Consider the following 18,220-nt stretch of genomic DNA (forward strand, 5'->3'; position numbering starts at 1 on the left):
GATTTTTGTACATCAGCTCGCGGCTTCGATTTTTGTACATCAGCTCGCGGCTTCGCTCCACGCTTCCTCCCCACACTCGGTCACCCTCATGCAGTTGCGCTTCACTTCGTTTGCTGTGGTCAACTTACGGTGGGACTTGCACCCACAAGATTGCGCCCATGCTGGGCGCACGAACCTGGTCGGCCCGAAGGCCGCCAAGTCAGACAGGTTCTTTCTTGACCCTGAACCAAGCAGCATAAAGAGCGGGCAAAAACAAAAGCGTCAACGCAGTGGCAACGATCAACCCCCCCATGATCGCCACCGCCATCGGCCCGAAAAACACACTGCGCGACAACGGAATCATCGCCAGCACCGCCGCCAGCGCCGTCAACACAATCGGCCGGAACCGCCGCACCGTAGCCTCGATAATCGCCTGCCAAGGCCCCAACCCGGCAGCGATATCCTGCTCGATCTGATCCACCAGAATCACCGAGTTACGCATGATCATCCCCGACAACGCGATGGTCCCCAGCATGGCCACGAAACCGAACGGCTGGCGGAACACCAACAGAAACAGCGTCACCCCGATCAACCCCAACGGCGCCGTCAGAAATACCATCGCCGTACGCGAGAAACTGCGCAGTTGCAGCATCAGCAAGGTCAACACCACCACGATGAATAACGGCACGCCGGCCTTCACCGAGTTCTGGCCGCGCGCCGAGTCTTCCACCGTGCCGCCGACATCCAGCAAGTACCCATCGGGCAGTTCGGCACGGATCGGATCGAGGGTCGGCATGATCTGCTGCACCAGCGTCGCCGGTTGCTCCTTGTCATAGATGTCGGCGCGAACCGTCACGTTGGGCAGGCGATTGCGGTGCCAGATGATGCCCTCTTCGAAGCCGTACTCCAGGGTCGCGATCTGCGACAGCGCGACGCTGCGACCGTTATCGGTCGGTACCGCCAGGCTCGGCAGCAACGACAGTTCGGTGCGCTCATGCAAGGTGCCGCGCAGCAGGATCTCGATCAACTCGTTGTCTTCGCGGTACTGGCTGACGCTGGAACCGGTCAGGGAGCTTTGCAGGAACCTCGACAGGTTCGCCGTGCTCACGCCCAGCGCCCGCGCGCGGTCCTGATCGATGTTCAGGTACACCACCTTGCTCGGTTCTTCCCAGTCCAGGTGGACGTTGACCACATGCGGGTTCTCGCGCACCTTGGCCGCGACTTTGCGCGCCAGCGCCCGCACCTCCTCGATGTGCTCCCCGGTCACGCGGAACTGCACCGGGTAACCAACCGGCGGACCGTTTTCCAGACGCGTGACCCGCGAGCGCAAGGCCGGGAATTGTTCATTGAGCGTGGCGATCAACCAGATGCGCAGGGCCTCGCGTTCCTCGATGTTTTTTGCCAGGACGACAAACTGGGCGAAGCTCGCCGCCGGCAGTTGCTGATCCAGCGGCAGGTAAAAACGCGGCGAACCGGTACCGACGTAGGCCACGTAATTGTCGATCCCCGCCTTGTCCTTGAGCAGCGCCTCGAGGCGTTTGACCTCGTCGGCGGTATTGCTCAGCGAAGCGCCTTCGGCCAGTTTCAGGTCGACCATCAACTCCAGGCGACCCGATGCCGGGAAGAACTGCTGCGGCACAAACTTGAACAGCACGATGGAGGCGATGAACAACAGTATGGTCGCCAGGATCACGGTTTTGCGCCAGCGTACGCACCACTCCACCAGACGCCGGACGCGCTGATAAAACGGTGTGCCATACGGATCGGGCTGACCGGTACCGTGTTTGGCGGCGTGAATCTTCGCCAGGTCCGGCAGGAGTTTTTCCCCCAGATACGGTACGAAAACCACGGCGGCCACCCACGACGCCAACAGCGCGATGGTGACCACCTCGAAGATCGAACGGGTGTATTCGCCCGTGCCCGATTGCGCCGTGGCGATCGGCAGGAAACCGGCCGCAGTGATCAGCGTACCGGTGAGCATCGGGAACGCGGTACTGGTCCAGGCATAACTCGCTGCTTTGACCCGGTCGAAACCCTGCTCCATTTTGATCGCCATCATTTCCACGGCGATGATCGCGTCGTCCACCAGCAAACCCAGGGCCAGCACCAGCGCGCCAAGGGAGATCTTGTGCAAGCCGATGCCCAGGTAATACATGCACGCGAACGTCATCGCCAGCACCAGCGGAATCGCCAGGGCCACCACCATGCCGGTGCGCACACCCAGGGAGAAGAAGCTCACCAGCAACACAATGGCCAGCGCCTCGACCAGTACTTGCACGAACTCGCCGACACCGGTTTTCACCGCGGCCGGTTGGTCGGAGACTTTGCGCAACTCCATACCGGCCGGGAGGTTTTTCTGGATGCGGGCGAACTCGACTTCCAGCGCCTTGCCCAGCACCAGAATGTCACCGCCATCCTTCATCGCCACCGCCAGGCCAATGGCGTCTTGCGCCATGAAGCGCATGCGCGGTGCCGGTGGATCATTGAAACCACGGCGCACGTCGGCCACGTCGGAGATGCGGAAGGTGCGATCACCGACGCGGATCGGGAAGTTCTTGATCTCGTCGACCGTCTGAAAATTCCCCGTCACCCGTAGCTGCAAGCGCTCGCTGCTGGTTTCGAAGAAACCCGCCGTGGACATCGCGTTCTGTTCTTCAAGGGCCTGCTGGACGGCCGCCAGCGGCAAGCCGAGGGTGGCGAGCTTGACGTTGGAGAGTTCGATCCAGACTTTCTCGTCCTGCAACCCCAGCAGTTCGACCTTGCCCACATCCTTGACCCGCTGCAGCTGGATCTGGATGCGGTCGGCATAATCCTTGAGCACGGCGTAGTCGAACCCCGCGCCGGTCAGGGCGTAGATATTGCCGAAAGTGGTGCCGAATTCATCGTTGAAGAACGGCCCCTGAATCCCCGGCGGCAGGGTATGACGGATGTCGCTGATCTTCTTGCGCACCTGATACCAGAGGTCCGGGATCTCCACCGAGTGCATGGAGTCGCGGGCAATGAAGGTGACTTGTGATTCGCCGGGACGGGAGAACGACACGATTCGCTCGTACTCACCGGTTTCCATCAGCTTCTTTTCGATGCGTTCGGTGACCTGGCGCGAGACTTCCTCGGCGGTCGCTCCCGGCCAGTTGGTGCGAATCACCATGGCCTTGAAGGTGAACGGCGGGTCCTCGCTCTGGCCGAGCTTGGTGTAGGAAAGTGCGCCGACAATGGCCAGCAACAGCATCAGGAACAGGACGATCTGGCGATTACGCAGTGCCCATTCGGAAACGTTGAAGCGCATCGGGGCTTACTCCTTGTCCGCCAGATTGACCACGCGATTGGAGCGATCCACCGGGCGCACCTGCTGCCCTTCGAGAAGCACATGGACACCGGCGGCCACCACCCAGTCGCTGGCGTTGAGCCCTTCAAGCACCGGTACGGTTTTCTCGCCGAAAGCACCGACCCGCACTGGAGTCTTTTTCAAGGTGTTGTTGGCGCTGACGACCCAGACATAAGTCACGCCGTTTTCCGCCGTCAGCGCAGACAGCGGAACGGACAGTGGCACCACGTCGGCGGCCTGCACGAACACCCGGGCGCTCTGCCCCAGTTCCACCGGAACCTTGCCGGATGCGAAGGCGATGCGCGCCGCGAACGTGCGGGACTTTGGATCGGCCGCTGGGGACAGCTCACGGATACGCCCTTCGAAACGCTGGTCGGGCTGGGTCCAGAGCTCTACCGAGACCGGTTCACCGACCTTGAAGCGGCCGAAGTTCTGCTCCGGCAGGCTGATCAACACTTCGCGTTCGCCATCGGTGGCCAGTGTGAACACCGTTTGCCCGGCGGCCACGACTTGCCCGACTTCCACCAGACGCTTGGCCACGACACCGTCCTGCGGTGCACGCAACACGGCATAACTGGCCTGGTTATTGGAAACGTTGAATTCGGCTTTGATTTGCTTGAGGCGCGCTTCACCGGAGCGGTAGAGGTTTTCGGCGTTGTCGTACTGCGAGCGGCTGACCAGTTGGCGTTCCATCAGGGTCTTGTAGCGATCACGCTCGGAACGCACCAGGTTCAGATTGGCTTCAGCGGCGGCGACCTGGGCCCGGGTGGCCTCCAGTTGCAGGCGCACGTCCTGAGGGTCGAGCTCCGCCAAGGGTTGATCGGCCTTGACCCGCTGCCCCTCCTCGACCAGTCGTCGGCTGACTTTACCGCCGATACGGAACGCCAAGTCCGGCTCATACCGCGCGCGAACTTCACCGGGATAGCTTTCCATGGCCTGCGCCGAAGGCTCTGGCTGGACCACCATGGCCGGGCGCACACTGACCTGCGGCGCCTCTTCGTGACCACACGCAGACAATAAAAAAGCCAGGGTGACTGGCAACGCGAGGGACAAGGCATAGCGGAACATGGTGAAGGACCTTTCGCTAATGGTGCTTTGAATAATTATACTGAGCAGTATGTTATTAATAGCAAACTCACCAGTCCAGTAATAAAAACGAATATGCCAAACAATCTTTCAGCACCCAGTGGCCCAGGCAGACCCAAGGATTTGGTCAAGCGCCAGGCAATTCTCGATGCGGCCAAAGCGCTGTTTCTGAGTAAGGGTTATGCCAATACCAGCATGGATGCCGTCGCAGCCGAGGCCGGTGTGTCGAAGCTGACGGTCTATAGCCACTTCAACGACAAGGAGACGCTGTTCTCCGCCGCCGTGATGGCCAAGTGTGAGGAGCAGTTGCCACCACTGTTCTTCGAATTACCGGAAGGTGTGGCGGTGGAAACCGTGCTGCTGAACATCGCGCGCGGTTTTCATCAACTGATCAACAGTGATGAATCAGTGAACCTGCACCGCTTGATGATGACCCTGGGCAGCCAGGACCCAAAGCTGTCGCAGATATTCTTCGAAGCCGGGCCGGAGCGCATGCTGCATGGCATGGAACGCCTGCTGAGCAAGATCGATGAAAGTGGCGTGCTGACCATCGACAAACCGCACAATGCGGCCGAACACTTCTTCTGCCTGCTCAAGGGCGCGGGGAATTTCCGTTTGCTGTATGGCTGCGGCGAGCCTCTGGTTGGCGAGGCGGCGGAGAGCCATGTGCGGGAAGTGGTGGGGTTGTTTATGCGGGCTTATCGGCCTGAGCATGCCTGATGGATTTGCAGTGTCCGGGCTAAAGCTATCGCGAGCAGGCTCGCTCCTACACTGGCTCTATGCAATACCATAGATCCCTGTAGGAGCGAGCCTGCTCGCGATGGGAGCAACTCGGTCTACGGCTTGAGCGCCTTCTTCGGATAGATGTCATACCGGCTGGACTTGCCATCCAGCGCGTGGCTTGGCTTCGGCCCGTCGATGCACGGCGCCTTGCGCGGGCGCTTGACCACCACCCGGTGGCTGGCCAGGGCCAAGGCGGCTTCGAGCAATGCCGGCGCATCCGGGTCATCACCCACCAGCGGCCGGAACAGGCGCATTTCCTTCTTCACCAGCGCAGTTTTCTCACGATGCGGGAACATCGGGTCGAGATAGATCACCTGCGGCGGCTCGCCTTCCCAGTTGCGCATCACTTCGATCGAGTTGCCCTTGAGCAAGCGCATGCGCGCCACGATCGGCGCCACGTCGAAATCTTCCGCGCCACGGGCCAGACCGTCTTCCAGCAAGGCACCAATCAGCGGTTGACGCTCGATCAGGCTCATCTCGCAACCGAGGCTGGCCAGCACGAACGCGTCCTTGCCCAGCCCCGCCGTGGCATCCAGCACCCGCGGACGCACGCCTTGAGCGATGCCAACAGCCTTGGCGATCATCTGCCCGCTGCCGCCGCCGTACAACCGACGATGGGCCGCACCGCCTTCGACGAAGTCCACCCGCACCGGCCCCGGCGCATCCGGCCCCAGCTGTTGCAACTGCAAACCCTGGTCGCCCACCTGCAAGGCAAATTCGCCGTCCGCCACTTGCATCGGCAGGCCCAGGCGCTCGGCCCATTGCTCGGCTTGTGGCTCGAAAGCCGCGTCGAGGGCCTGGACATGGATGCGGCAGGCCGCAGGTTGATCAATCATCGGAAAACACGCTCAAAAAATTAATGATCGGCAAAAACGGCCGATAACAAAACTATCGAGCATTTTGCCAGAGCTGAGCGTCGACCGAGAGAAATGTCAGACATTCAACCCACAATCACAGGTTTTATCTCGCCCTACGGCGATTACAACCTGCGAAACACCCAGGCACTGAGCGGCGTCAGCCACATCTGGCAGGATTTCTTTGCCCGGGCGCTGGCTGAACAGTCGGGTGAAGTGCTGCCGCAATCGCTGAACTTTCCACCGGTCGATCTCGAAAGCCCTGTCGAACCGACCGTCGGCAGCGAGCTGCTGGAGCACATCGTGTCCCAGCGCGAATGCGAGGTGAAAGACAATGTAATCCGCCCGCCCGAGCCACTGTTCCTGCCGATTGCCGAATTCGAAATGGACCTGGCAGACAAACCACGCCCACCGTTCCCGACGGATGAAATCGTCGCCCAGCAAAAACAGCAAGACTTCGAAAGCGGCTGGGTTCGCCCGATCGTGCTGAAAGCCGGTCAACCGGTATACGAAGCAGGCCCTGCCCCGCAACCGCGTCCGCTGCACCTGCCCATCGCCGAATTCGAACTCGACCTGCTCGACAAGCCATTCCCGCCGTTCTCGCCAGAAGAACGGGTAGAACAGCAGAAACAACTCGATTTCGATAATGGCTGGGCGCGCCCGATCATCCTGCAGAACCTGCGTATCGCCGCCTGATCCTCAGCCGCGCCCTCTTCCCTCAGCCTTTGAAAAATTGATTGGCCTTCTGGTACGGCATCGACCGGGACGTGAAGCCGAACGTGCCTGACGTCTGAATCTCTTCGGCGGCGCGAAAGAACTCACCATAGGCCGCCAATGCCAGCGCCGAACCGACGCTGATGCGTTTGACGCCCATTTCACTCAGCTGCTCGACCGTCAGCTTCAAGCCGCCCGACATCAACACATTCACCGGTTTCGGCGCCACGGCGCGCACCACCGCCAATACATCCTCGGCGCTGCGCAGACCCGGCGCGTAGAGCACATCGGCACCGGCCTCGGCGAATGCCTGCAAGCGGCGGATGGTGTCGGCCAAATCGGGATTGCCGTGCAGGAAGTTTTCCGCCCGGGCAGTCAACGTAAAGTGGAACGGCAAACTGCGAGCGGCGGCGACAGAGGCCTCGATTCGCGCCACAGCATGTTCGAAACAGTAGATCGGGCCTTCTTCGCGGCCGGTGGCATCTTCAATCGAACCACCGACGGCTCCGACCTCCGCCGCGCGCAAAATGCTTTTGGCGCAATCAGCCGGGTTGTCGGCAAAGCCGTTTTCCAGGTCGACTGCCACCGGCAGGTCGGTGGCGGCGACAATCGCCTGAACGTTCATCAGGGTGTCGTCGAGGGTCAATCCGCCATCGGCACGGCCCTGGGAAAAGGCATAACCGGCGCTGGTGGTCGCCAGCGCCTTGAAACCGAGGCTGGCGAGCATTTTCGCCGAACCGGCGTCCCACGGATTGGGAATCACAAATGCGCCGGGGCGCTCATGAAGGGCTTTGAATGCCTGGGCTCGAAGGGTTTGCGCATCCATTGGGCAGGCTCCTTAAGGGGGAAAGAATCCGCCTCAGAGCAGGCCAAGTTGCTCGATGGCGGGTTCTCTGTATAGCTCAGGCAGCGCCGGCAAGCCAGGCAAACGCAGCATCAGCCGCGAGTGAAAGCGCTGCGCCAGCTTCGCGGCCAGTACGTTGTCGGCGGTGTGCAGGAAAATGTACGGCGTGCGGCCTTCTTCGATCCACACCGCGATTTTTTCGACCCAGGGTTCCAGGAACGTATCGTTGGCCTCAAGCGTCGGATGGCCGATAAAACGCACCTGCGGGAATTGCGTGAATGCCGCCGGACGCGGCGGCACACGGGGTTTCTTCGACTGGGCGTGGAGCACCGAGGGCTCGGTCGAAGTGCAACTGAAGAGCGCACGGGGATCGAGACAGATGCGTTCGACTCCGCGATCCAGCAGCAGACGATTGAGCATTCGCTCGCTGTCACCCTTGGCGAAAAACTCGTCATGCCGCACTTCCACGGCCAGCGGCCGCTGCAGGGCATCGATAAATCCGGCCAGCTCAGGCAAACGTTGGGGCGTGAAGCTTTTCGACAGCTGCAACCACAGTGGCGACACCCGCTCACCGAGAGGGCTGAGCAATTGCACGAAGGTTTCGGCGGCGGTCAACTGCTCGCGCAGGTCACCGCCGTGGCTGATCTCGCCGGGAAACTTGGCGGTAAAGCGAAAGTGTTCGGGCATGGTCTCGGCCCAACGCTGCACGGTGCTGGCAGCCGGGCTCGCATAGAAGGTCGTGTTGCCTTCCACGGCATTGAAAACCTGGGAATAGAGATCAAGAAAATTGGCAGGTTTGGCGTCCGGCGGATACAGGTAGTCGCGCCAGGCGTTCTCGCTCCAGGACGGGCATCCGAGGTAATACGGCAACAACATCAGATGTACAGGTCGAGACCCAGCACATCCGCTTCCCAATCGACGAAACCGGCGGTGCTCAGGTAGCTGGCCAGGGCTGTCGCCACGCTTTTGCTCATGGCACGGTGGTAAATCAGATCTTGCTGACGGGCGGGGAGATTGCTCAGTTTTTGCGCAGAGGCTTTGGCAGCGCGGGCAGCCAGTTGCTCTTCAGTCGGGAATTCCAGCTCGCCTTCGATATCAATGGCGTCGTCTTCCACCACGCGGCCTTGGCGAGGTTTGCGCTTGATGGGGTAGGACTGAGAGGAGGCGCCGTCTATACGCATGCGTGCATACTCGGAATCAGTGATGGCAGTTTAGTGGCGCATTTCCCACATCGCAAACCGCCGAGTGATAACTAGAACACATAAAAGGCAAAAGGTTTAAAAGCCGAGGCTAAAAATGACGATTGGTGGTGCCTGGAAAAGATCGCAGCCTGCGGCAGCTCCTACAGGGAAATGCGAGCGTCTGCAGGAGCTGCCGCAGGCTGCGATCTGTTAAGGCTTAACGCGCCTTGGGCGTCGCCACTTTATCGCGCAGATATACCGGCTGCGCCTCATCAGCCACGATCGCCTCGCCGCGCTCCCAGGCAAATCGCGCCAGGGTCAGCAGGTCTTCGGCGTGGGGCAACATGCCCGCGTCCTGCCCGCTCAGGCTGACGGCGATACGCTCGCCATAGCCCCATCCGGTGCCTGCACCGAACCACTCGCCGCTGGCATCGGCCGGCAATCCAGCGGACTCCGGCGGCAGTACCGCTTCCGCACCCACCAGGCGCATTTCCCCGGCCGTTTCGCGGTAGCAACCCCAATACACTTCATCCATGCGCGCATCGATGGCGGCGGCGACCTGAGTGGCGCCGTGTTCGCGCAACGCACGTTGCGCCAGCACGGCCAGGTTCGACACCGGCAACACCGGGCGATCCAGGGCAAACGCCAGGCCTTGCACCACGCCGATAGCGATGCGTACGCCCGTGAAGGCGCCAGGGCCACGGCCGAACGCGATGGCATCGACCGCTTGCAGGGTGGTGCCAGCATCGGCCAGCAACTGCTTGATCATCGGCAACAGCTTCTGCGCGTGCAGGCGCGGGATCACCTCGTAATGGCTCGTGACCTTGCCGTCATGCAGCAAGGCAACGGAGCAAGCTTCAGTCGCGGTGTCCAGGGCCAGCAAGGTGCTCATCGATGTATCCACAAGAGAGGTCAGAAAAAGTGCGTCAGTATAAACAACTACGGCCCGCAAGCGGGCCGTGGATGATGCTGCGGATCAGACTTTTCAGCTCAGGGCCGCAAGTACCTTGGCGGTGATTGCTTCAACAGAACCGACGCCTTCGATATGGCTGTACTGCGGCTTGCCATTGGCAGCCGCCAGCTTCTGGTAGAAATCCACCAGCGGCTTGGTCTGGGAGTGGTAGACCGACAGGCGATGACGCACGGTTTCTTCGGTGTCGTCCTTGCGCTGCACCAGATCTTCACCGGTAACGTCGTCTTTACCGGCCACTTTCGGCGGGTTGTAGACGATGTGGTACACGCGGCCGCTGGCCTCGTGAACGCGGCGACCGGCGATACGCTGAACGATTTCTTCGTCTTCGACGGCGATTTCAACCACGGCGTCCAGCTCGACGCCGGCCGTCACCAGGGCTTCAGCCTGGGGAATGGTGCGCGGGAAGCCGTCGAACAGGAAACCGTTGGCGCAGTCGGACTGGGCGATGCGGTCCTTGACCAGTGCGATGATCAGGTCATCGGACACCAGGCCACCGGCATCCATGATGCTCTTGGCTTGAACGCCCAGTGGAGTGCCGGCCTTGACCGCTGCACGCAGCATGTCGCCGGTGGAGATTTGTGGAATGCCGAATTTTTCGGTGATGAACTTAGCCTGAGTACCTTTACCGGCCCCGGGAGCTCCCAGCAGAATGACGCGCATCGATGTGCTCCTCAATTTTTTATATGGATAACGTCAGATTCGCCTCGTGGGGCCAATCTCAAAAATAGGGTCGTGACCGCCCAAACGGCCAAAGGCTGATCAAGATACACAGCAGGGTGCGCCCACACAAGACGCCAAAAGTCGGAGAAACCGCTGCCTCTTGCGACCATTGCGCGCAGTTTGCCAAGTCGCAACCCCATCATTAACTGTCGCCTGACAGCACTTTTCAACCCGTCATACGGAGGCATCCGGCTCACCTGCCGGATGCTTGACCCCACGGCAAAAATCTTAGCCGGTGTTACGCAAACCGGCGGCAATCCCCGCCACAGACACCAGCAAGGCCTGTTCTACCGGGCTGCCCTGCGCCACGTCCTGCACTCTTGAACGGGCCAGCAACTCGGCCTGCAATAGATGAAGCGGGTCGAGGTAAGTGTTGCGCAAGCGGATGAACTCAAGGGTCGCCGGGCTATGTGCCAGCAGCTGCGACTGCCCGGTCAGGCCGAGAACGATGGTGCACGCCTGCGACAATAGGTCGCGTAAGTGCGCACCCAATGGCAACAGATTCGGCTCCACCAGACGCTCATCGTAGGACTGGGCAATGTCGGCATCGGCCTTGGCCAGGACCATTTCCAGCATGTCGATGCGGGTGCGGAAGAACGGCCACTGCTCACGCATCTGCCCCAGCAGTTCGCCTTCGCCGCGCTCCAGGGCTTTGCTCAGGGCGGCTTCCCAACCCAGCCAGGCCGGCAGCATCAGGCGCGTTTGGGTCCAGCCGAAAATCCACGGAATCGCCCGCAGGCTTTCGATCCCCCCGGCTCGACGCTTGGCCGGACGACTGCCCAGTGGCAAACGGCCGAGCTCCTGTTCCGGCGTGGACTGGCGGAAATACTCCACGAACTGCGGATTTTCCCGCACCACGGCGCGGTAAGCGCTGACACCGTCTGCCGCCAGTTCGTCCATCAAATGGCGCCACTCGGGCGTAGGTGGCGGCGGCGGCAGCAAGGTCGCCTCCAGCACGGCGGCCAGGTACAGGTTGAGGTTCTGTTCGGCGATGTCCGGCAGGCCGAATTTGAATCGAATCATTTCGCCCTGTTCGGTGGTGCGGAAACGACCCGCCACCGAACCCGGTGGCTGCGACAGGATCGCCGCATGGGCCGGGCCGCCGCCTCGCCCCACGGTGCCGCCGCGACCGTGGAACAACAGCAGTTCCACTTGCTGCGCACGACAGATGTCCACCAAACGCTCCTGTGCCCGGTACTGCGCCCAGGCCGCCGCCGTGGTGCCGGCGTCCTTGGCCGAGTCGGAGTAGCCGATCATCACTTCCTGCGGCCCTTGCAGGCGCGCGCGATAGCCCGGCAACAGCAGCAGCTTTTCGATCACCGGGCCGGCATTGTCGAGGTCGGCGAGGGTTTCAAACAGCGGCACCACGCGCATCGGCCGCAACACACCGGACTCTTTGAGCAACAACTGCACGGCGAGTACATCGGAAGCCGCACCGGCCATGGAAATCACATAGGAACCGAGGGATGCCTCTGGCGCAGCGGCGACTTCCCGGCAGGTCGCCAAGACCTCGGCGGTGTCGGCGGAAGGTTTGAAGTACGCCGGCAACAAGGGACGACGATTGCTCAATTCGCGCATCAGAAAGGCGATGCGCTCTTCCTCGCTCCAGTCCTCGTAGCTTCCCAGACCAAGGTAGTCGGTGATTTCGGTCATTGCAGCGGTGTGCCGCGACGAGTCCTGGCGCACATCCAGACGAACCAGGAACAGACCGAACGTCACTGCCCGGCGCAGGCAATCGAGCAACGGCCCGTCGGCGATCACGCCCATGCCGCACTCGTGCAAAGAGTGGTAGCAAAGCTCCAGCGGATCGAGCAGTTCGCGATTGTCTTGCAGCACATCGGCCGGTGCCGGCGTTGGCGTCGACAAGGCGGCGTGTGCCCAGTTGCGCGTCGCCCGCAGGCGTTCGCGCAGCTGTTTGAGCACGGCCCGGTAAGGTTCGGCGCTGTCACCCGCCTTGGCCTTCAATTCATCGCTGGCCTGCTGCATCGACAGTTCAGCGGCGAGGCGATCGACATCCCGCAGGTACAAATCGGCCGCCATCCAACGCGCCAAGAGTAAAACTTCACGGGTGACCGCAGCGGTCACGTTGGGGTTGCCGTCGCGGTCGCCGCCCATCCACGAGGCGAAACGAATCGGTGCCGCCTCCAGTGGCAAGCGCAGGCCGGTGGCGGTGTGCAGGGCCTGATCGGCCTTGCGCAGATAATTGGGAATGGCCTGCCACAGCGAATGCTCGATCACCGCGAAACCCCACTTGGCTTCGTCCACCGGCGTCGGACGCGTGCGGCGAATTTCTTCGGTGTGCCAGGCTTCGGCGATCAGGCGTTGCAAGGTGATCTTGATCTGCTCGCGCTCGGCACTGGTCAGGTCACGGTGATCCTGCGCCGCCAATTGCGCAGCGATGGCGTCGTACTTCTGGATCAGCGTGCGGCGTGCTACTTCGGTGGGATGCGCCGTGAGTACCAGCTCGATCTCCAGTCGGCCCAGTTGCCGGGCCAGCGCGTCGGCGCCATGCCCCTCGGCGCGCAGACGCGCGAGCAACTCCGGCAGCACCCGGGCTTCGAACGGCGCCTCTTGGGATTCCTCGCGGCGGTGAATCAACTGATATTGCTCGGCGATATTGGCCAGGTTGAGAAACTGGTTGAACGCCCGCGCCACCGGCAGCAATTCGTCTTCGGTCAATTGGTTGAGGCTGGCACTGAGTTCGGCGTCCATGGAGCCGCGCCGGTCAGCCTTGGCGCCCTTGCGGATCTGCTCGATCTTGTCGAGAAAACCCTCGCCATATTGCTCACGAATGGTGTTGCCCAACAGCTCACCCAGCAGGTGAACGTCCTCGCGCAAGCGTGCATCAATATCGGTCATCAGCAGGTCTCCAGCAAAAATCCGGGCGGCTAAGAACCTAAAGAGTGCCGCCCCAGACGGGTTCTTACAAGCAAGACGACGAAGGGACTGTAAACCTTGTCTGTTGAAGCTAGTCTGAAGATAAGCCGCACAATGGCTGTCGCCGGCCAATGCCGGACACTCACCCTGCCTGCCACGAGCGGGAGCGCAATGAGGTCAATATGAAAATCCGCGAGCTTGCCCACCACTGGGAAGAAAACGCCAAAGGTCGCCTGACCGACACCGGCTACTCGATTCATCTGGACGTGGAGTCTGCCGCACGGCTGGCCGCGCTCGTCGAGATGTACCCCAAGCGGCATCCCGAAGAACTGCTCGGCGACCTGATCGGCGCCGCGCTGGAAGAGCTGGAAAGAAGCTTCCCGTACGTCAAAGGTTCGACCGTGGTCGCCACCGATGAAGAAGGCGATCCACTGTACGAAGACATCGGACCGACCCCGCGCTTTCTGGCGCTGTCACGTCGGCATTTGCACGATTTGTCGGTGCCTGACGACAAACAGAAGCACTGATCGACTGCACTTTTCCAAGCTGCAAAAAATACCTGCTCCCGGGCCATCAAGGTCCGGGAATATCGCTTTGCGTCACAAAAAACCTTGAATTAGAGCCCTGCGCATCTGATCACAGGTTTTTCCGTGCCGGGTCAATTTCTCTGAACTTTCAAAAAAAACCTCGGGTCAACCCAAGTAACCACGCCTGGGACGAGTGTTTCAAAACGCCCCTCAATTGATAGTTTCAGCGCCTTGCCCAGGGTGGATTTCGACGTTTTTCAGGAGCTGGCCCAATGGAGTTGAAGACCATGAAAACCCGAACCGGAACCCCCTCATTTACCTGTTCGCAAAGCCTCAAACTGGCGGCGTTGGCCCTGGGCAGTTGCCTCGTCCTGGCCGGCTGCGCCGGTAACCCGCCGACCGAGCAGTACGCGGTCACCCAATCGGCCGTCAACGACGCCGTGAGCGCCGGCGGCACCGAGTTCGCCGCCGTGGAAATGAAGTCGGCCCAGGACAAGCTCAAGCAAGCCGAAATCGCCATGCACGACAAGAAATACGACCAGGCCCGGATGCTCGCCGAACAGGCCGAGTGGGACGCTCGCGTGGCCGAGCGCAAGGCCCAGGCGATGAAGGCCGAACAATCAGTGAAGGACGCTCAGAAAGGCGTCCAGGAATTGCGTCAGGAAAGCCAGCGCACCGTTCAGTAAGCGGCGCGGCACCCCGCATTCCCACTCCACTAAAAGGACGAAATCATGAAACCTGATCAATTGATGATCCCTGCCCTGCTGGCTGTCAGCGTAGTCCTGGCGGCCTGCTCCACACCACCCAACGCCAACCTTGAACAGGCCCGCACCAACTACACCGGCCTGCAAACAGATCCGCAAGCAGCCAAGATTGCGGCCCTGGAAACCAAGGAAGCCAGCGACTATCTGGACAAGGCCGATAAGGCCTACAGGGACAAGGAGGACGCGGCCACGGTTGACCAACTTGCCTATTTGACCAACCAGCGCGTCGAAGTGGCCAAGCAGACCATCGTCCTGCGCACCGCCGAGGCCAGTCTGAAAGATACCTCGGCGCAACGGGCTCAGGCCCGCCTCGACGCCCGCGACCAGCAGATCAAACAGTTGAAGGACAGCCTAAACGCCAGGCAGACCGATCGCGGGACGCTGGTGACCTTCGGGGATGTGCTGTTCGCCACCGACAAGGCCGAGCTGAAAGCCAACGGCCTGGCGAACATCAACAAACTGGCGCAATACCTCCAGGAAAACCCCGAGCGCAAAGTGATTGTCGAGGGCTATACCGACAGCACCGGTACGGCGTCGCACAACCAGTCGCTGTCGGAGCGTCGCGCGGGCTCCGTGCGTGTGGCACTGGTGAAGATGGGCGTTGATCCGGCGCGTATCGTCGCCCAGGGTTACGGCAAAGAGTATCCGGTGGCGGATAACAGCAGCACCTCGGGCCGGGCGATGAACCGTCGGGTGGAGGTGACCATTTCCAATGACAATCAGCCGGTGATGCCGCGTTCGGCCATCAGTGCCAACACGCAATAAGTCGACATCACACAAAAACCTGTGGGAGCCAGTCTGCTGGCGATAGCGGTGTGTCAGTCAACATCAATGTTGAATGCACAATCGCTATCGCCAGCAGGCTGGCTCCCACATTGGTTCTGTATTGCCTGTGAGAATCGGTTTACTGCTCCAGCTTCTGCGGCGTCTCCTGCCCCATGCAGCGCACGGCTTTTTTCTTGCTGTCGACCAGCACGCCAGTCAGGCCTTTCTGATCCATATCGAACAGCACCAGCACGCCATCGATGCACTGCGCCACCTGGGCGGCCGGTTCCAGAGAGACTTTGTAGTCTTCGCCCGGAATGGTCTTGAGCATGGTGAATTCGTTGAGCAGCAACGCATCCTCGGGCTTGGCGAAGTGCAGGTAGCCGTACCACCACAGGGCACCGACGGTGCCGAGGATGCTGCAGATACCGGTGATGATCAGCGGGATGGCGTTACGTTCTTCACTCATTGCGGACTCTCTGGTGGTTCATCTTCAGAATTCGGGGGTGCCGGGTAATTGGGGATTTCACCCAGGCGGCGCAGGCCGTTGAAATGCTGCGGATCATCGAGATAACGCAGCATGACTTTACGCCAGACCGGGTTGGCGAACGTCTGCACATGACCGCCACGGGTCAGTTGCAGTACCCGCGGCGGCGGCGCAGCTTGATACAACCGGATGCCGTTGGAAAGAGGCACGATCGGGTCGTCGATGCTGTGGTAGAGCAGTTTCGGCACATCCTTGAGTTGCGCCATGGAGTTGATCGCGCTGTCACCGTCCGGTACCAGCCAGGACAGTGGCACCTGGAACGTCCAGAACACCCATGAATTGCTCAACGCATACCGGCCGACACTGCGGTAACTGGCGGGGGCGCCATCGAGGACGATGGCCTTGAGCTGCTTCTGGCGTTCCGGGTGCTGAACCAGATAATGCACGGCCATCGAGCCACCGAGGCTCTGGCCGAGCAGGATCAGCGGCTTGCCTTTGACCTCCGGCGCCTGGTCGAGCCATTTGAAGGCCGCATCGATGTCCTGATAGATCGCCGGCAGGCTGGCTTCGCCTTCGGACAAGCCGTAACCGCGATAGTCCACAAGCAACACCTGGTAACCATTTTTCGGCAACCAAAAGCTCCCGCCGAGGTGCATGGGCAGGTTTCCGCCGTTGCCGTGCAAGTGCAGCACCGTGCCTTTGACCTCGACCCCCTGCTTCGCCGGCAGCCACCATGCATTCAGCTTGAGGCCATCGGCGGTGATCAGGGTGACGGTGCGGTATTCGAGCCCGGCCTTTTCCGGGGTGAACAACTGGCCGGGTTCGGGGTAGAACAGCAGTGAGCTGCAACCGTTCAAGGTCAGGAGAAGGCAGAGGATGCCGAGGATTCTCATCCGTTGAAACCTCGCAAGAAATGGGGCTGGAACTGGATCCTGTGGCAAACGATTAACCTGTGGGAGCGAGCTTGCTCGCGATAGCGGTGGTTCAGCCAACATCCATGTTGGATGTCATGCCGCCATCGCGAGCAAGCTCGCTCCCACAGGGGGGGCCAGTTGCTCACAAAATATTGGAGTAATCCGCCTCGATCCGGTCCAGGCTCAGGTGGTTGAGGAAGTTGGAGAAGCACATCCACGCCGACAGCGCGTTCATGTCGCGGAACTGTTCCGGCAGGTACTTGGGCGGCACTACCAGGCCTTCGTCCACCAACTGGCGCAAGGTGCGCATGTCTTCCAGGGTGGTCTTGCCGCAGAACAACAGCGGTATCTGCTCCAGCTTGCCTTTGCGCACGGCCAGTTGAATGTAGTTGTAAATCATGATGAAGCCCTTGAGGTAGGACAAGTCTTTGGTAAATGGCAGACCTGTCGGCACCGAGCCACGGAAAACGCGACTGGCGTTGCTGTAGCTCTCGGGCATCTCGAAACCTTGCTCGCGGAAAAACTCGAACACCTGCAGGAAGTCCGCGCCCTCCTCCACCATGTGAATGGCGCGGGTGCGGTTGGTCAGTTTGCGCAGGCGGCTCGGGTACGAGGCGAAGGTTATGATTTCCATCAGGATCGCCAGGCCTTCCTGGGTCACCGTCGACGAGGGCGGGCCCTTGGCGAGGAAGGTGCAGATCGGCTGGTTCAGGCCGTTGAGGGTGGTGCCGACATGCACCAGCCCTTCATGAACTTCCAGCGCCCGCACGTCGCGCTCGTTGAACATCGCGTCGGCGCGGATCTTGATGTAGTCGGCGCCCGCCGCCGCATCGGCGACGATGCCGTCGGACTCGAACACCCGAATGGTTTCCTCGGCCTCGCCGAACACCTTGTTCAAGCGGTGTTGCAGCAGGCTGACGGCGTCCTTGGCGGTCAACGTCTTCGGTTCGTCCTTGAGGTCGCCACGGCCGTCGATGTTGTTCAGGTATTCGGACAACATCATGCCCAGGTCAGACAGCGTCGGGTCGCCGGCGTGGAATGCGTCGGACGCGGCGCCGTACAACTCCTGGGAAATCAGGCCGAAATCCTCGGTGCCACGCGCTTCGAGCATACGCACCACCATGCGGTATTCCTTGCACATGCGCCGCATGATCTGGCCGACCGGGTTGAACTGACCGAGCTGGCGGGTAATGTCGCGCTCGATGTTCTGGAACTCCAGCTTCACTTTGCTGGAATCGAACGCCAGCGGCCGGTTGAGGTAGTAGTCGCGGTCTACCGCCGGCATTTCCTTGCCCTTGGCCTTGAGGAAACCCTTGCGAATGTTGTCGTCCCATTTGACCGCATCGAGGACGCGGATCGGTGTCTGCGCCAACACGATGCGATCGGACAAAATGCGTATCGACTGTTGGTAATCGTCCACGCGAAAC

17 protein-coding genes are annotated in these 18,220 nt (G+C 61.0%); 5 read left to right on the forward strand and 12 right to left on the reverse strand.

The features are described from left to right. Positions 1-199: 199 nt before the first annotated feature. The gene (locus tag AC1DKH_RS26085; protein WP_477799739.1) at positions 200-3,265 is read right to left on the reverse strand and encodes an efflux RND transporter permease subunit; all 3,066 of its coding nucleotides are present in this window, start codon (positions 3,263-3,265) and stop codon (positions 200-202) included. Positions 3,266-3,271: 6 nt separating this feature from the next. After that, positions 3,272-4,372, reverse strand: coding sequence for an efflux RND transporter periplasmic adaptor subunit (locus AC1DKH_RS26090; RefSeq protein WP_477799740.1), 1,101 nt, complete (start codon positions 4,370-4,372; stop codon positions 3,272-3,274). A 93-nt stretch (positions 4,373-4,465) separates the two neighbouring features. Between AC1DKH_RS26090 and AC1DKH_RS26095 the strand changes: the two genes are divergently transcribed. Further along, positions 4,466-5,110, forward strand: coding sequence for a TetR/AcrR family transcriptional regulator (locus AC1DKH_RS26095; protein WP_477799741.1), 645 nt, complete (start codon positions 4,466-4,468; stop codon positions 5,108-5,110). Between the two features lie 116 nt (positions 5,111-5,226). On the opposite strand, the gene AC1DKH_RS26100 is transcribed toward AC1DKH_RS26095, so the two are convergent. Next, positions 5,227-6,009, reverse strand: a complete 783-nt coding sequence (locus tag AC1DKH_RS26100) for a class I SAM-dependent methyltransferase (protein WP_477763904.1) — start codon at positions 6,007-6,009, stop codon at positions 5,227-5,229. A 93-nt stretch (positions 6,010-6,102) separates the two neighbouring features. On the opposite strand from AC1DKH_RS26100, the gene AC1DKH_RS26105 reads away from it, so the two are divergent. Then, positions 6,103-6,723, forward strand: a complete 621-nt coding sequence (locus AC1DKH_RS26105; protein ID WP_477752367.1) for an energy transducer TonB — start codon at positions 6,103-6,105, stop codon at positions 6,721-6,723. A 22-nt stretch (positions 6,724-6,745) separates the two neighbouring features. On the opposite strand, the gene AC1DKH_RS26110 is transcribed toward AC1DKH_RS26105, so the two are convergent. The 6 genes from AC1DKH_RS26110 to ppc all read right to left on the reverse strand — a co-directional run bounded on the left by AC1DKH_RS26110 (position 6,746) and on the right by ppc (position 13,318). Further along, positions 6,746-7,567, reverse strand: a complete 822-nt coding sequence (locus AC1DKH_RS26110) for an isocitrate lyase/PEP mutase family protein (RefSeq protein WP_477799742.1) — start codon at positions 7,565-7,567, stop codon at positions 6,746-6,748. Positions 7,568-7,600: 33 nt separating this feature from the next. Continuing rightward, the gene (locus AC1DKH_RS26115; protein WP_477799743.1) at positions 7,601-8,461 is read right to left on the reverse strand and encodes a DUF72 domain-containing protein; all 861 of its coding nucleotides are present in this window, start codon (positions 8,459-8,461) and stop codon (positions 7,601-7,603) included. Next, a complete protein-coding gene (locus AC1DKH_RS26120) occupies positions 8,461-8,766 on the reverse strand; it encodes a hypothetical protein (protein ID WP_477799744.1) in 306 nt (101 codons plus the stop codon). The genes AC1DKH_RS26115 and AC1DKH_RS26120 overlap by 1 nt, the downstream gene beginning before the upstream one ends. Positions 8,767-8,983: 217 nt before the next feature. Further along, the gene (gene tsaB / locus AC1DKH_RS26125) at positions 8,984-9,658 is read right to left on the reverse strand and encodes a tRNA (adenosine(37)-N6)-threonylcarbamoyltransferase complex dimerization subunit type 1 TsaB (RefSeq protein ID WP_477752363.1); all 675 of its coding nucleotides are present in this window, start codon (positions 9,656-9,658) and stop codon (positions 8,984-8,986) included. A 93-nt stretch (positions 9,659-9,751) separates the two neighbouring features. Beyond that, a complete protein-coding gene (gene adk, locus AC1DKH_RS26130; RefSeq protein ID WP_477799745.1) occupies positions 9,752-10,399 on the reverse strand; it encodes an adenylate kinase in 648 nt (215 codons plus the stop codon). Between the two features lie 288 nt (positions 10,400-10,687). Next, positions 10,688-13,318, reverse strand: coding sequence for a phosphoenolpyruvate carboxylase (gene ppc / locus AC1DKH_RS26135; protein WP_477799746.1), 2,631 nt, complete (start codon positions 13,316-13,318; stop codon positions 10,688-10,690). A 200-nt stretch (positions 13,319-13,518) separates the two neighbouring features. On the opposite strand from ppc, the gene AC1DKH_RS26140 reads away from it, so the two are divergent. The 3 genes from AC1DKH_RS26140 (at position 13,519) to lptF (ending at position 15,392) form a co-directional block, all read left to right on the forward strand. Continuing rightward, entirely contained in the window at positions 13,519-13,863 is a 345-nt protein-coding gene (locus tag AC1DKH_RS26140; protein WP_414873990.1) for a pilin assembly protein, read from the forward strand. Positions 13,864-14,135: 272 nt separating this feature from the next. Next, positions 14,136-14,549 (forward strand): DUF4398 domain-containing protein, encoded by a 414-nt coding sequence (locus AC1DKH_RS26145; RefSeq protein WP_223458323.1) that lies wholly within the window; start codon positions 14,136-14,138, stop codon positions 14,547-14,549. Positions 14,550-14,594: 45 nt separating this feature from the next. Continuing rightward, positions 14,595-15,392, forward strand: coding sequence for a lipotoxin F family OmpA-related lipoprotein LptF (gene lptF / locus AC1DKH_RS26150; RefSeq protein WP_477799747.1), 798 nt, complete (start codon positions 14,595-14,597; stop codon positions 15,390-15,392). Positions 15,393-15,531: 139 nt separating this feature from the next. Here lptF and AC1DKH_RS26155 read toward each other — a convergent pair whose 3' ends face one another. The 3 genes from AC1DKH_RS26155 to AC1DKH_RS26165 form a co-directional block, all read right to left on the reverse strand. Beyond that, on the reverse strand, positions 15,532-15,861 hold the full coding sequence (locus tag AC1DKH_RS26155) for a hypothetical protein (protein ID WP_477752359.1): 330 nt from the start codon (positions 15,859-15,861) through the stop codon (positions 15,532-15,534). Beyond that, on the reverse strand, positions 15,858-16,772 hold the full coding sequence (locus tag AC1DKH_RS26160) for an alpha/beta hydrolase (RefSeq protein ID WP_477799748.1): 915 nt from the start codon (positions 16,770-16,772) through the stop codon (positions 15,858-15,860). The genes AC1DKH_RS26155 and AC1DKH_RS26160 overlap by 4 nt, the downstream gene beginning before the upstream one ends. 163 nt (positions 16,773-16,935) lie before the next feature. Beyond that, a complete protein-coding gene (locus AC1DKH_RS26165) occupies positions 16,936-18,213 on the reverse strand; it encodes a flavohemoglobin expression-modulating QEGLA motif protein (RefSeq protein ID WP_477752357.1) in 1,278 nt (425 codons plus the stop codon). Between the last annotated feature and the right edge of the window lie 7 nt (positions 18,214-18,220).

The sequence above is a fragment of the Pseudomonas sp. 05L36 genome, assembly GCF_056398125.1.